This is a genomic window from Actinomycetota bacterium (genome assembly GCA_030019255.1).
Lineage (GTDB): Bacteria > Actinomycetota > Geothermincolia > Geothermincolales > RBG-13-55-18 > Solincola_A.
In genome coordinates, this window is the sequence record JASEFK010000004.1 from 202,771 (window position 1) to 217,111 (window position 14,341).

At 64.4% G+C, this 14,341-nt stretch carries 12 protein-coding genes, 1 tRNA gene and 1 pseudogene; 9 read left to right on the forward strand and 5 right to left on the reverse strand.

Annotation, left to right across the window (positions count from 1 at the left end):
* The first annotated feature begins 102 nt into the window (after positions 1-102).
* The 7 genes and pseudogenes from QME84_05170 to QME84_05200 all read left to right on the forward strand — a co-directional run bounded on the left by QME84_05170 (position 103) and on the right by QME84_05200 (position 6,554).
* A complete protein-coding gene (locus QME84_05170) occupies positions 103-534 on the forward strand; it encodes a hypothetical protein (GenBank protein ID MDI6873657.1) in 432 nt (143 codons plus the stop codon).
* Positions 477-761, forward strand: coding sequence for a hypothetical protein (locus QME84_05175; GenBank protein ID MDI6873658.1), 285 nt, complete (start codon positions 477-479; stop codon positions 759-761). Before QME84_05170 ends, QME84_05175 begins: the two co-directional genes overlap by 58 nt.
* A gap of 240 nt (positions 762-1,001) precedes the next feature.
* Positions 1,002-2,420, forward strand: coding sequence for a glutamate--tRNA ligase (gene gltX / locus QME84_05180; protein MDI6873659.1), 1,419 nt, complete (start codon positions 1,002-1,004; stop codon positions 2,418-2,420).
* A 368-nt stretch (positions 2,421-2,788) separates the two neighbouring features.
* Positions 2,789-3,409, forward strand: a pseudogene (cysE, locus tag QME84_05185) (serine O-acetyltransferase).
* A gap of 245 nt (positions 3,410-3,654) precedes the next feature.
* Positions 3,655-5,157 carry a cysteine--tRNA ligase gene (gene cysS, locus QME84_05190; protein MDI6873660.1) on the forward strand — a complete coding sequence of 501 codons (1,503 nt, stop codon included), beginning with the start codon at positions 3,655-3,657 and terminating at the stop codon, positions 5,155-5,157.
* A gap of 60 nt (positions 5,158-5,217) precedes the next feature.
* A complete protein-coding gene (rlmB, locus tag QME84_05195; GenBank protein ID MDI6873661.1) occupies positions 5,218-5,958 on the forward strand; it encodes a 23S rRNA (guanosine(2251)-2'-O)-methyltransferase RlmB in 741 nt (246 codons plus the stop codon).
* Positions 5,959-6,044: 86 nt separating this feature from the next.
* Positions 6,045-6,554 carry an NYN domain-containing protein gene (locus QME84_05200; GenBank protein MDI6873662.1) on the forward strand — a complete coding sequence of 170 codons (510 nt, stop codon included), beginning with the start codon at positions 6,045-6,047 and terminating at the stop codon, positions 6,552-6,554.
* A 206-nt stretch (positions 6,555-6,760) separates the two neighbouring features.
* Here QME84_05200 and QME84_05205 read toward each other — a convergent pair.
* Positions 6,761-6,835: transfer RNA gene (locus QME84_05205), tRNA-Thr, on the reverse strand.
* A 180-nt stretch (positions 6,836-7,015) separates the two neighbouring features.
* On the opposite strand from QME84_05205, the gene QME84_05210 reads away from it, so the two are divergent.
* Positions 7,016-7,945: a hypothetical protein gene (locus QME84_05210; GenBank protein ID MDI6873663.1), complete on the forward strand. Its 930-nt coding sequence runs from the start codon at positions 7,016-7,018 to the stop codon at positions 7,943-7,945.
* Positions 7,946-8,095: 150 nt separating this feature from the next.
* Here the strand turns inward: QME84_05210 and QME84_05215 are convergent, their stop codons facing one another.
* On the reverse strand, positions 8,096-10,495 hold the full coding sequence (locus tag QME84_05215; GenBank protein ID MDI6873664.1) for an MMPL family transporter: 2,400 nt from the start codon (positions 10,493-10,495) through the stop codon (positions 8,096-8,098).
* A 151-nt stretch (positions 10,496-10,646) separates the two neighbouring features.
* Positions 10,647-11,090 (reverse strand): MarR family transcriptional regulator, encoded by a 444-nt coding sequence (locus tag QME84_05220; protein MDI6873665.1) that lies wholly within the window; start codon positions 11,088-11,090, stop codon positions 10,647-10,649.
* Positions 11,091-11,419: 329 nt separating this feature from the next.
* Here QME84_05220 and mnmA point away from each other — a divergent pair, with 329 nt between their 5' ends.
* Positions 11,420-12,508, forward strand: coding sequence for a tRNA 2-thiouridine(34) synthase MnmA (mnmA, locus tag QME84_05225; GenBank protein MDI6873666.1), 1,089 nt, complete (start codon positions 11,420-11,422; stop codon positions 12,506-12,508).
* A 300-nt stretch (positions 12,509-12,808) separates the two neighbouring features.
* On the opposite strand, the gene QME84_05230 is transcribed toward mnmA, so the two are convergent.
* Together QME84_05230 and thiM are read right to left on the reverse strand one after the other, a co-directional pair.
* Positions 12,809-13,228, reverse strand: coding sequence for a DUF169 domain-containing protein (locus tag QME84_05230; protein MDI6873667.1), 420 nt, complete (start codon positions 13,226-13,228; stop codon positions 12,809-12,811).
* Positions 13,229-13,295: 67 nt separating this feature from the next.
* Complete coding sequence (gene thiM, locus QME84_05235; protein MDI6873668.1) at positions 13,296-14,078, reverse strand: hydroxyethylthiazole kinase; 783 nt, start codon at positions 14,076-14,078, stop codon at positions 13,296-13,298.
* Between the last annotated feature and the right edge of the window lie 263 nt (positions 14,079-14,341).

The following is a 14,341-nucleotide window of genomic DNA, read 5'->3' on the forward strand; positions in this document are numbered from 1 at the left end:
CATCTGGAGGGCCATGGGTTACGACAAACTGTCCCTGGAGGCGGTGAAGTTCGAGGGAAAAGCGACGATTTCATCACCGTCCTGGCGGAGAGGCCCTACTCGGTGCCCCTGGCCGTGGGCAACTTCGCCGGTTTCCTGGAGGCCATCCTGGAGAGGGAGCCGGGCGTGGAGTACGAGGAGACCAGGCCCGGGGTTTACCGCATCACCGTTTACGAGGCGGAAAATCCTGCCGAGCTCAAATCCCGCCTGCGATGGAGAGGCTACGGCATGGAATACAAGGAGGGGGATTTCGAGTTCGAGCGGTGCGCTTCCTGCGGGGCTCCGCTGGCCCTCCGTGAGTTCAGGTGGGACCTGGCCCACGGCTCCATCCGCAGCACGGTGACCGGGCGCAGGATGGTCATGACCGGGCCCTCCATGATCGACCCATCTTCGACGAGCTGGAGGAGGAGCTGGGCGAGGCTATCCCCCGCGTGGTGGTGGAGGCCCAGAAACAGTTCGTCAAGTCCGGCTTCTTCTCCGTGGACGAGGTGGTAAGCGAGGAGAACGTGCGGGAGAAGCTGGCCGTGCGGGGACTGGGGTACCTCCGCTACCTGAGGATGGGGAGGAAGGGCGTCCAGGTGAAGATGGAGAACGTGGCCCTCCCCCTGCTGGGGGTGGGGCTGGCCCAGGGCCTCTTCGAGAGGGCCTTCCAGGTGGAGAGCGACGTGGAATGGGAGCTCACCGGGGACGAGGACCTGCTGATCGAGGTGATGCCCCGGTGACCTGGCACGACGGAGCGCCGCCCTGCAAGGCCGGGTGCCGCGAGGAGGGGGGCCGCAGGGAGGCGCCGCGCAAACGGATGGACGATGCCCCACGCGACCGCCGGCCATGGTGAGGACTGGCCCCTTCCCGCCCCGGCCCGCTCGGTAAGTCACCGCATGTCGGTTGATGCGTTGGGATGCGATGGGCACAATTAGGATATCCGGTTCGAAAACTATTGAGGAAGAGGACTTGACTTGGCCATGGTCAGGGTGAGATTCGCTCCCTCGCCGACGGGCCGCCTGCACCTGGGGTCGGCGAGGACGGCGCTTTTCAACTGGCTTTTCGCCCGGGGACAGGGCGGCGCCTTCATCCTGCGCATCGAGGACACCGATGCCGAGAGGTCCAGCCGGGAGATGGAGGAGTCCATCCTGCAGGACCTCAAGTGGCTGGGCTTGGACTGGGACGAGGGCCCCGATGTCGGCGGACCCCACGCCCCTTACCGGCAGAGCGAACGGGGGGAGATCTACCGTGAGCATGCGCGCTTGCTGGTGGAGAAGGGGTTGGCCTATCCCTGTTTCTGTACCCCGGAAAAGCTGGAGGAGAAAAGGGAGCGGGCCCTGGCTGAGGGACGGGCTCCCCGTTATGACGGCGCCTGCCGCGACCTCGAGCCGCGGGAGGTAAAAAGCCGGGAATCGCGGGGCGAGAGGCCGGCCCTCCGTTTCCGGGTGCCGGAGAAGGAGATCGTCTTCCAGGACCTCCTGCACGGGCTGGTCCGCTTCCCCCCCGGGTCCTTCGGGGATTTCATCATCCTGCGTTCCGACGGGCGGGCCGGTTTTCACTTCTCCGTGGTGGTGGACGACGCGGTCATGGGGATAACCCACGTCATAAGGGGCGAGGACCACCTCGCCAACACCGCCCGCCACCTGCTGCTCTTCGAGGCGCTGGGGTACCCGGCGCCCATGTACCTGCACCACTCGCTGCTGCTGGGCCCCGACGGGGGCAAGATGAGCAAGCGCCACGGGGCCACCGCGGTGCGGGAGTACCGGGAGATGGGCTACCTCCCCCAGGCCCTGACCAATTACCTGGCCCTGCTGTCCTGGTCGCCGCCGGAGGGGAAGGAGGTGCTGGACCTCGAGGAGCTGGTGGAGCTCTTCGACATCGGCGACCTCTCGCGGAGCCCCGCGGTCTTCGACCGGGAGAGGCTGGACTGGCTGAACGGAAAGCACCTGCGCCGCATGCCCCTCGATGAACTGGTGAAGGTGGCCGGGGCTTACGCTCCCCGCTGGTCGAGGCATCCCCTCTTTCCGGTCATGGTGGAATCCGTTCTGGATAATATTACCAACTTGGGCGAGCTGCCCCGTTACCTGGAGGCCTACGGCGACCCAGCGGAGCCGGAGGAGCGCGCCGCGGAGTGGCTGCGGGGAGAGGTCGCCGGAAGGGTGCTGGAAAAGGCGGCGGAGATCGTGGGGGAGGAAGAGATCCAGGATCTGGAGCACGCCCACCGGGTGGTGTCCCGGCTCCGCCACGCCTTCGACGAACATGACCTGAAGCCCAGGGAAATCCTCATGCCCCTGCGGGTGGCCCTCACCGGAAGGGATCGCGGCCCCGCCCTTCCCTACCTCCTTTACGTGCTGGGGCGGGAGGAGTGCCTCCACCGCCTTCAAGGGGTCAGGTCTTGAATTTTGATACCCCCGGGGGTATATGGGGAAGAAGGGCCGCCGGGTAGCGGTCTCGCTCGCCTCCGCGCAGGACCTCACGAAAGAAGAAACCGGGTTGAGGAGGGCTCGCTGCGACCGACCCGGTCGGCCCCGGGGGTAGGTTATAGAAGGAAGGTTTTTGGGAAGTTCCCTTAACGGCACACCTGGAGCTTGTCAGGTTACTGTACCAGGAGCCTGAAAGGGAAAGGGAATGACCCCTGAATCTTGCTGGGGAAATCGAAAAGGAATGACTATGAAGTGTGGCTGGATTGCGCCAACCTTTTCCCGCTTGCCAACCCTTATAATATTCTTTACGTCGGAAGAAAGGAGGAGAAGTTATGCTGCGGGCAATTCTGGAGACCCTGAAGGCCGATATCCAGGCGGCCAAGGACCGGGACCCGGCAGCCCGGAGCACCCTGGAGATAATCCTGGCCTACCCCGGCGTCCACGCCCTGTGGATACACCGGGTAGCCCACTGGCTGTGGAACCGCAAGATCCCCCTGGTTCCCCGGCTCATCTCCCACTTCAACCGCTGGTTGACGGGGATCGAGATACATCCCGGGGCCCGCATAGGGAAGGGCGTTTTCATAGACCACGGCATGGGGGTGGTCATCGGGGAGACCGCGGAGATCGGGGACAACGTGACCCTCTACCAGGGGGTGACCCTGGGAGGAACTGGAAAGGAGAAGGGAAAGCGCCATCCCACGGTGGGGAAGAACGTGGTCATCGCCGCCGGGGCCAAGGTGCTGGGGCCTATAACCATCGGCGACGATTCCAAGGTGGGGGCGGGCGCCGTGGTCATCCGGGACGTCCCTCCGCGCTGCACGGTGGTGGGGGTGCCGGGGAAAGTAGTGGTGAGAGAGGGCGAACCGGTGATAGACCTGCATCACGAGGCCATCCCCGACCCGGTGATGGACAGGATAGAGGCCCTGGACGGCATGATACGCAGCCTGGAGGAGAGGCTGGAGAAGACCCACCGCGAGCTGGAGAGCGCGGAGAGGAAGCTACGCCGCGCCGAGGAGGAGCTCAAGACGGTGGAACGGAAGATCGGGCTGTCCGGGGAAGCGGCGGAGGGTGGCGCGAAAGCCGCCGCGTCCGGGAAGGCCTCCCGCGGAAAGTCCGGGGAGGCCGCCGCGAAAAAGGGGGAAGGGTCCAGCACGCAGCGGAAGAAGGACGGAAGCGTCCCGGAGGACGAGACGGAGGTCCGGGAGGAGCCATGAGCCTCAGGGTATACAACACCATGACCCGGAGAAAGGAGGACTTCGTCCCCCGCGAGGAGGGGAAGGTGTCCATGTACGTCTGCGGGCCCACGGTGTACAACTACATCCACGTGGGCAACGGGCGGGCCTACCTGGTCTTCGACGTCATCCGGCGTTACCTCCGGTACAAGGGATACCAGGTCTTCTGCGTCCAGAACTTCACCGACGTGGATGACAAGATCATCGCCCGGGCCCGGGAGGAGGGAAAGGCCCCGGAGGAGGTGGCCCGCTTCTACGAACGGGCCTTCCTGGAGGACATGCGGGCGCTGCGCGTGCTGCCGCCGGATGTCACCCCCCGTGCCACCGAGACCATTCCCCGTATGCTGGAGATGATCCAGGGACTGGTGGAAAAGGGATACGCCTACGTGGTGGAAGGGGACGTCTTCTTCAGCGTGGAGAGGTTTCCCGGCTACGGCAAGCTTTCCGGGAGGACCCTGGAGGAGATGCGGGCGGGGGAGCGGGTGGAGGTGGACGAGCGCAAGCGCCACCCCATGGACTTCGCCCTCTGGAAGGCCGCCAAGCCGGGTGAGCCGGCCTGGGATTCACCTTGGGGGAAGGGTCGCCCGGGGTGGCATATCGAATGTTCGGCCATGTCCCTCCACTACCTGGGCATGGGCTTCGACATCCACGGCGGCGGGCAGGACCTCATCTTCCCGCACCACGAGAACGAGATAGCCCAGAGCGAGGCCTATACCGGCCAGGAGCCCTTCGTCCGTTACTGGATTCACAACGGGTTCGTCAACATCCGAGAGGAGAAGATGTCCAAGTCTCTGGGGAACATCATCCTGGTGCGGGAGATCCTGAAGAAGTACCCCGCGGACGTGGTGCGCATGCTCACCCTGCAGACCCATTACCGCAGCCCCATCGATTTCGGTCCGGAGGCCCTGGAGGACGCGCGGCGGGCCTACGAGAGGCTGGAGAACTGCCTGTTCGCCCTGGACAGCTTCCTCGCCAGGCCGCCCTCCCGGGTGGCTCCCGTGCGCACCCAGAGGGAGACGGAGCTCTCCGATTCCTACTTCGATTTCGAGCGGCGGTTCGAGGAGGCTATGGACGATGATTTCAACACCGCCCGGGCCATGGGGGTGATCTTCGAACTGGTCAAGGAACTCAACGCTTACCTGGCGGAGCAGGAAAAATATCCCACCCCCGCCGCTCCTATCATCGCCGGGCTGGGCAGGGATCTCCTGCTCAAGCTGTGCCGGGTGCTGGGCCTCTTCCAGCCTCCCGAGGAAACGGGAGAGGAGTGCCTCCCGGAGGAGAAGGGGGGGGAGGAGAGGGCTCCGGGCCTGCCCGCACCGGAGGAACTCATCGACCTGCTCCTCGAAGTCCGTGCCCTGGCCCGCAGGAAGAAGGAGTACGAGACCGCGGACTTCATCCGCTCCCGCCTGGGGGAAATGGGCATACGCGTGGACGACTTGCGCGAGGGCCAGCGCTGGAAGTTCGTGGGAAAGCGGGAGTAGTCCGTGTGTCTGCTCCCGCTCCGCGGGGACAATCGGCCTCATCGGTTGGGAGGGAACCCCTTGAGATATGAACAGGTAGAGGGGAGAAGGGCGGTCCTGGAAGCCCTGCGTGGGAACCGGGCCGTTTTCGAGCTGATGGTGGCGCAGGGGCTGCGGCCCGCGGAGGTCCTGGAGGAGATCTTCTCCCTGGCCCGCCGTAGGAAGGTCCCAGTCACCGTGCTGCCCCGGCGCGAGGTGGACCGGCTGGCGGTGTCCGAGAATCACCAGGGCGTCATCTTGCGCGTGGAACCCTATCGCTATGCCACCTTCAAGCAGGTCCAACGCGTGCTGGAGGGCAAGGACGACCCCCTGGTGGTGCTCCTGGACGGGGTGACCGACCCCCGCAACCTGGGAAGCATAGCGCGAACCTGCGAGGCCGTCGGGGTCGACGCCCTGCTCCTGCCCCGCAGTCGTTCCGCGCCCGTCACCCCCGCCGTTTTCCATGCCTCGGCGGGCGCGGTGGAGAACCTGGCCGTGGCCACGGTACCCAACCTGGTCAGCGTGATGCGCGAGCTGAAGAAGCTGGGGATATGGGTGGTGGGAGCGGATTCCCGCGCCGAGGAGTCCTGTTTCCGGGCCGACCTGACCGGCCCGCTTGCGGTAGTCATGGGCTCCGAGGGCGAGGGGCTTCACCGCCTGGTGAGGGAGAACTGCGACCTGCTGGTGAAGATACCCATGTTCGGGAAGGTGGGTTCGCTCAACGTCTCCGTGGCCGCGGGCATCATCCTCTACGAGGTACTCCGCCAGCGTGGGGTGGTGTGAGCCCTGTGAAGGACCTGCGCGCCGGATATATGATGACCGCCCTGCTTTTCAAGGGCTCTTGACCGGAAGGGAGGGGGTGATTAAACGTGAGCACCCTGCTGGTGGACGGTTACAACCTTATCCATACCCACCCCGTCCTTTCCCGCCTGGCCAGGAGTGATCTGGAATCGGCGCGGGAAGGGTTGCTGCGGGAACTGCTGCCCCTGACCTCGCCCGGTTACTTCCGTATCATCCTGGTGGTCTTCGACGCCGCCGCGTGGGGCGGCCCGGAACCGTCCTTGGAGGACCGAAAGGGTATGTTGGTTATATATACCAAACGCAGGCAGACGGCGGACTCCTTCATAGAGGCCGCGGTGAGAAGCATGGTCCGCGAGGAGAAGGTCCTGGTGGCCACCTCGGACCGAGTGCTGCGGAGGGTGGTGGAGGGATACGGTGCGGGCGGAATGGAGGGGGAGACGTTGCTGAGGATGGCCGGTGAGGCCCGCAGGAACATCCGTGAGGAAGCGGAAAGGATTTCCGGTAGCGGAAAGGTTCCCCTGGAGGAACGTGTCAGCCCGGAAGTGCGCAAGCTCCTCGACCGCATGCGTTACACGTGACGCCTGTCCCTGGCCCGAAACCAGCCTGGTATCGATGCATGTGCGATGAAATTGAGGTTTAGGAGCACTTGGAATGGGGCGTGGCGGGTTAGTTTCGTGGGCCCTTGCGTATAAGGATGGAAGGCGGTAGCAAGGAGGGAGTCGGTAGTCCGGACGCAACTTTTATATAGAGGGCAGCTTTTATATAGAGGATGGGATACAAAGATTGGAGCCGGTGAGAGGAATCGAACCTCCAACCAACCGCTTACAAGGCGGACGCTCTACCATTGAGCTACACCGGCCCTCAAGAGGATTATACCAATTGGATCCGGAACCCGTTCCCGCGAGCGGTGAGCCCGGTTCGACAGGGAGGTATCCGGACCGCCGCTTCCTGCGTAAGATACCCCCATGGGTATCACGACTCAAGATCTGACCCCATATATAATTATTGGAAAACGAGGGGAGGTGGGAGCATCCTCGTCTTGGCGATTATCCTGGCCATGGTGGCCACCACCATGATCAACTACAGCGGCTACATGCAAAAGCGGGAGCTGGACAAGCTCCCACTCATAGGCTCGCAGAAGCCGCTGCAGACGGCAAAAGCCTTCCTCTCCTGCCGGCCCTGGCTGGAAGCCCAGGGACTGCAGTTCGCGGGCACCTTCATCAAGGGCATCGCCGTGGGCCTGGCCCCCCTTTCCGTGGTCCAGCCCATCAACACTGCCGGAATAGCCGTGCTGGCCGTGCTGGCCATCACCAAGCTCGGGGAGAGGCCCTCCATCTCCGACTGGCTGGGCATCGGGACCATCGTGGTGGGCCTCTTCATGCTGGGGAGGAGCCTCATCGGGGTGCCCTCCAGGGCCTTCAGCTACAACCCGGTGGTCCTCTGGTTTTTCGTGATCTTTTTCTTCCTGGTGGCCGGGTTAAGCCTGTTCAACGGCATCACCAAGAAGGGGGAGCAGGCTCCCAACCTCATCGCCGTGGCCTCGGGAGTCCTGGTGGGGATCACCGCCGTGCTCATCAAGCTGGCCTGGAACGATTTCGGCAGCCGCTTCTGGCTGCACGGCTTCCGTCACGCCCTGGCCTCTCCCTTCATCTGGATGGTCTTCTTCCTGCCCTTCGTCACCCTGGTGCTGGACCAGATGGCCATGCAGCGGGGCAAGGCCATCGTGGTGGTGCCCATCACCACCGGGATGTCCAACCTCATCCCCATCATCGTGGGCATCGTGGCCATGCATGAGCCCATGCCCTCTTCCGCGGGCATGTTCCTCCTGCGGCTGGGCTCCTTCGTCTTCATCATCGGGGGCGCGGTCATACTCTCACTGCGCAAGGGGGAGGAGACAGGTGTGGAGCCCGGAGGGCGGAAGGGCCGGCGTCTCCCCCGCCCCGCCGGCGAGGAGTACCCGGCATCCTGAAGACATCCCCCGCCGGTTTGCGCTTCAACCGCTCCGGACGACCATCCCCCAGGAGCCCATCTACCGGGAACGGCGCCATAGCGGAGGAGCCGGTGGCGCCGCAGTACCCCCAAGGAGATGGATCGTCCGTCCCGGGGATCCCGCGCCCACTCAGGCGGCCGCGCAGCGCCTGTTCTTCCTTTCCATCCGGTTGGCGTACCAGGCCAGGATGGAGGGAAGGACCAGGAGCGAGGCCAACAGGGCGAAGGTCAGGGAGAGGGCAGTGATGCCCCCGAAGCGCCGCAGCGGGGTTATGTCGCTCACGGCGATGATGGCGAAGGCCCCCGCTGTGGTGAACGCCGCGGCCACCAGGGCCTTCCCCACGTGACCCACGGTCCTCCGGATGGCTTCGTCCACGTCCACCCCTCCGTGCCACTCCTCCCGGAAGCGGTGGGTGACGTGGATGCCGAAATCGATCCCCGCCCCGATGACCAGGGAGGAGATCATCACGGTCATGAAGTCCAGGGACCAGCCCAGGATGACCAGGGCTCCGATTTCCAGGGCGATGCCTAAAAAGACCACGCTGGTGGCCGCCAGGCCCAGGAAGACGGACTTGAAGACCAGGATGACGATGAGGGCGCAGAGGAGAAGAGCCAGCCCGGAGGTCTTGAGCTGGGTGGGGACGATGGAGGCCAAGAGATCGCTCATGAGTATGGGGAGACCGCTGTAGGTCATCTCCAGGGAGGGATTTTCCTCCAAGATCTCCCGGCCCGCCTCCCGCATTATCTTGGCGATATTTTCCATGTCAGTCTGGGAACCCCTGGCCACGCGCACGCTGATCATGGCCGTCCGGCCGTCCTGGCTTATGAGGTGCATGCCGGACCCGCCTCCGTTGCCGCTCATCTTCATGAGCAGAGAGACGGCTTCCTGTTTGCTGCCGGGGATGGTTCCCCGGTTGGCCTTGAGCACGATGTCGGCGATGCTGGTCACTCGGTTGCGGTCGATGAGCAGGTCGCCGTGCTCGTCCAGCAGTCCGGTGGAGGATATCTCCTCCTCATAGCGGAGCATGGCCTCGAGGTTCCCCGGCTCCAGGATGTCCCCCTTCACCAGGGCGAAGGCCACGTTCTGCCCGCCGAAATAGTTGTTGATGACCTCCATGGCCTTCATGGAAGGAGTGTCGGCCTTCATCATCTTGGAGAGATCCGCCTCGGTGGAGATGTTGAAGGCCAGCACCCCGCAGATGGCTAGGATGAGAAGGGTCACGATACCCACCGCCAGGCGGTGATGCTCGGAGAGCACGGCTATCCCGGCCAGGGTACGATCAAGCCACGTCTCACCGGAACGCTCCACGCGCCTGCGGTTCCTGCGCTCCCATTTCTCCTGGGCTTTGGGGCTGCGGTCGCGGAGCACGATGGCGGCCGGGAGAAGGGTGACCGAGAGCAGGAAGCTGAAGATCACCCCGGCCACGCAGAGGATGCCGAACTGCACGATGGTGGGCATGTTGGAGATGGAGAAGGAGGCGAAACCGAAGGCGGTGGTGGCCGCGGTGAGGAAGACGGCCACCCCGGTGGTCACCACGGCCTTGGTGGAAGAGACGTAGGGGTCGCTCCCTCCGCGCCGTTCCTCGTAGTAGCGGGAGAGGACGTGGATGGCGTAGGCGATGTCGATGCCCAGGAGCAGGGGCATGATGGCCGTGCTCTGGTAGGAGAAGGGGAAGCCCAGCCAGCCGGACAGCCCCATGACCCAGATGATGGTCACCAGGATGACCATGATGGTGAGCAGCACGTCGGTTACCCTACGGAAGGTCAGGAAGAGGACCAGGAGGATGAAGACCAGGGCAATGCCGAAGAGGAGGCGGGTCTCCTTCATAGTCTGCCGGTTGGCGTCCCGGTTAAGGGAGGCGTTGCCGCTCTCGTAAACGGTGATGCCCGGCAGGCCCTGGAAGTACTCCCGGGTGTATTTTTCGAAGGAATCAACCAGCTTGCTCTGTTCCATGGTGTCCTTCTTCGGGTTGACGCGCGCCGTTATAAGCAGTGCCCTTCCGTCCTGGGAGATCCCCTGAACGCCGGCGCCGGGCATGCCCAGGACCTTGGCCCTCTCCGAGGCGGCGATGAGGTTCAGGTTAACCTGGGCCGCCAGCTCCTCGTCGCTCAGGGTATCCGTTTTTTCCAGGAGGAGCTGATCGGTGGGTTGGGGACCGGCCGCGGTTTGGATATAGAAGGTCATCTCGTCCAGGGGAGTGATGACGTCGGTGATAAAAGTCTCCCAGACATCGGGTTTTCCCTGCAGGAAGGACTTGTAGCCGGCCACCTTGCGCAGGACCGCGGGTTCCAGCGCCTCTCCTTCCAGCATCACCTGTTCCTCGTTGGTACCTCCGAAGATCTCCTCCACCTCGTTGTAGGCCTTGACCGACTCCAGCTTTTTGGGGAGCATGGCCTTGTAGCTGTACTCGGACTTGATGAAGCCCATGCCCACGATGGCCAGTGCCGTAATCGCCAGGATGACCAGAATCACCATGACGGGCCTTTTTTCGCTCTGTTCGGCCAACCCACGGAAGAGCTTCTCTACCATTCCTTCCCTCTCTCCTTTCGAACCTTTAACCGTCTCCTGTTCAAACTCGTAGTGTTCCCGGTAACCCGTGCTCTCTCCGCGCTTCCCCGGGTGGGGGTACTTTGAAGCCGACGCGCAGGTACGCTTTTCCTGCCGCGGGTTTCCATCACCTTCATGCCCTGCTTTCCAAGTAGTTTCTGATCCTTCCAAAGAGCTCGAGGAGGTCCTCCTTCTCCCGCGGCGGAAGGCTGGCAAGAAAGGCCTTGATGTCCTCCAACCTTTCCCTCTCCAGCCTGGCCACCATCCTCTTGCCCCGGGTGGTCAGGGAGAGGAGCACGGCGCGGCGGTCCTCCGGGTCCCGGTACCTGGACACCAATCCCTTTTCCACAAGGCGGTCGACCATGCGGGTGATGACCCCCTGGGACACGCGGAGTCCCCTGGCCACCTGCCCCGCCCGGGCCGGTCCGTGGCGGTGAAGATGCTTCAGGAGGAAGAACTGAGGAAGGGAGAGGTCCTCCGTCCTCCTCCACACGCGTTCCTCGCGAAAGCGAGAATTCACCCGGATCATGGTCTCCAGGAATTCCCGCGCCACGTCTTCAAGTTCCCCGTTCTCCATTTTTGCTTTTGTTAAATATTGTTTTTAACAAAATTTAGTTTAGATAATAAAAGTTGGGGATGCCCGATGTCAACCCTGGATTTCGCCCGGGGAGACGAATTCTTCCTGCCTCCTTCCCTTCCCTCTCGGAGTGGCCGATGAGATGGTCATTTTAGACTTTCGGCCCCTGTAGGGTCCGCCTTGACCATGCGGCGCACCGGGTCGGTCATGGCGCGTGGGGTTGCCCGGAAAGGCCCGGAGGGAGCCAGGCCACGACCTTTCGCCGCCAGGGCCTTTTCTCCAGGGGTTGCGTTTCGCACTCCTTCCCCGGCGTGGATTATCATTAGTTCATGACTGGCGGGAAGGGAACCAAAAGGGCGGTCGTGGCCATGAGCGGGGGCGTGGATTCCACCGCGGCGGCCATCGCCCTGCTGGAAGAGGGGTACGAGGTCACGGGGGTGACCTTCGTCTTCGGACGCGGTGGCGACGAGCCCGGCGGCCCCCTCGAGGGGCAGGAGGACCGACAGGTGGAGCTGGCCCGCCGGGCGGCGGCCGCTATGGGCCTGGAGCACCGGGTGCTTGACCTGCGGGAGGAGTTTCGCGCGCAGGTGATCGAGCCCTTCGCGGCGGAGTACCTGAGGGGAAGAACCCCCAACCCTTGCGTGGAGTGCAACCGGCGGGTGAAATTCCCCGCCCTGTTCCGGGCGGCCGAGGAGTATGGGACGGAGTGGGTGGCCACCGGCCACTACGCCCGCATAAGGGAGAACCAGGACGGCACCCTCTCCCTGCTCCGGGGAAGGGATGAGAGGAAGGACCAGTCCTACGTGCTCTACCGCCTGGGGCAGGCGGAACTGCGGCGCTGCCTCTTCCCTAACGGGACGGTCACCAAGGAGGAAGCCAGGTCACGGGTGGCCTCGGGGGGAATTCCCGTGGAGGAGATGCCGGAGAGCCAGGACATATGCTTTCTCGCCGGGTGGAATTACCGGGACTTCCTCGCCCTGAGCTGCCCGGAGTGCCTGGATCCTGGGCCCATCCTGGACACGCGCGGCAACCAGCTCGGGGAGCACGAGGGACTGGCCTTCTACACCGTGGGCCAGCGGAGGGGCCTGGGCGTTTCTGCGGCCCGCCCCCTTTACGTGGTGAGGTTGGACCCGGAGAGAAAAGCGGTGATCTTGGGGGAGAAGGAGGAGGTGCCAGGGACCTGGCTGGAGGCGGAGTCCGCCTCCTGGGTGCGCAGCGGGCCTCCTGGTAAAGATTTCCATGCCCGGGCCGTGGTGCGCTACAACGCGCCTCCCGTCCCCTGCCGGGTGCGGGTGAGCGGGGAGGGGTTCTCCCTCGAGTTCTCCGAGCGGGTGTGGGCCATAACCCCTGGGCAGCACGCGGTGATCTACCGGGATGAGGAGGTGCTGGGGGGAGGGGTGATCTCCAGGGGAGGATAACGCGCCTCGTTGCCCGGGAACCTGGGCGTTTCCGCGGCTTGGGTCCTTGCGGCGTCGAGGGACCGTAAAGGCACGGGAGCGTAAACCCCTTGCCTTAACCGGGCAGGCGGCGAGCTGCCGAGCGCCCGGGGTTCCCCGGCCCAGCCACGGTTTCGAGATAGCCCCGCTTGTCCCGTTCCGTCGCGCGCGGGATGAAAGCGCGGCGAGGGACCATGTGCCCGGGTGGCAATCGAGGCACGGCCTTGCGAGCATGCCCTGCTTCCAGGCACCCGGGTAGGAGCCGGAGACCGGCTCGCCTCTTCATCCCTTCCGACCCGCGTCCCCGTACCGGGCCATGAGGTCCACGAAGGGGAGGCGGTAATTGATGAAGGTCGGTATGGGATAACGGATTCCCCGTTGGCTGGTGGCCTCCAGCCCTTCCTCCACCCGGTCGGCCCAGGAGGCGGGGAAGGAGAAGAGGAGCTCGTCGTCCTGGGTGGCGGCGAAAACCCGGTCCCCGTTGCCCTGCAGGGCCACGCGCGGCCTGTCCTCCAGGAATACCCGCACCAGTCCCTCGTTACAGGAACCGCCGATGCCGCCGCAATCCTCCGCCACCCGCTCACCGGTCCACCTGCTCACCGCCTGGACGAGGCGCATTATCTGGGCGGGGTTTCCGAAGACCATTATCAGGTGGGGCTCCACCCGGGTGCGGGCGAGCGGGGAGAGGTGTTCCCAATTTATGCCATCTTTCCATTTTCTCCCTCCCAGCGCGTGATCCGGTTCCGCCCACGGGCGGAGACGGCCGTTCTTAGGAAACGCGCAGGCCTTCCAGGTCCAGGCGGGTGCTCAGCTCGTAGAGGGCGTTGTAGAGCTCCACGTGGAAGGAGCCGGGCCTCTCGCCGGAGGCCTCCGCCGCTCTCTCCCCCGCCAGGCCGAAGAGGGCCAGGGCGGCGGCCGCGGCTTCCAGGAAAGGCTCGCCCGCCGCCGCGAGGACGGCGACGGCCGTGGTGGCCATGCACCCCGTTCCGGTGACCCTGCCCAGCATGGGATGGCCGTTGTTGACGCGCAGGACGCGCGAGCCGTCGCTTATCACGTCCACCTCCCCGGTGACGGCGGCCACGCATCCCAGCCGGGAGGCGGCGCTCCGGGCCACCGCCTCGGCCTCGCCCCCGGCGGTGATGGACTCCACTCCCCGTATCTCCGCTTCCATGCCCGCCAGGACGGCCATCTCCGCCGCGTTGCCCCTCACCACGGCGAAGCGGATCTCCTCCACCAGTTTCCGGGCCAGGCGCGTGCGGTAGGAGGTGGCCCCCACCCCCACGGGGTCGAAGACCACCGGGACGCCGGCGCGGTTGGCGGCCCTGCCCGCCGCCAGCATGGCCCTCTCCAGTTCCGGGTAGGGGGTTCCCATGTTGATGAGCAGGGCTCCCGCTTGGGAAGCCATCTCCTCCACCTCCTCCACGGCGTGGGCCATCACCGGAAGGGCTCCCAGGCACAGGGTGGCATTGGCCGTTTCGTTCTTAACCACGTAATTGGTGATGTGGTGCACCAGCGGTTTATGCGCGGCCACCCACCGTAACCTTTCCTCCAGAAAACCGCGACAGTCGAAACTCCCCACTTTTCCCTCCTTTAAAGGGCCTGATCTTGCTTATTTGCTACCCCGGGAGCATTTTACCAGTTCAAAACCCTCCAGGTTTTCACTTCCCGGTCTGGATACGGTCTCTCCCATTCTGGATACGGTCTCTCCATTATAGTCCTGCGGCTTGCATCCGGAATCCATCCCGGCGACCAGTGCTCCATCCTGGACGGGTATCATTTCTTACCTACCACGACAAGGTCAAATCCGCATGGTTT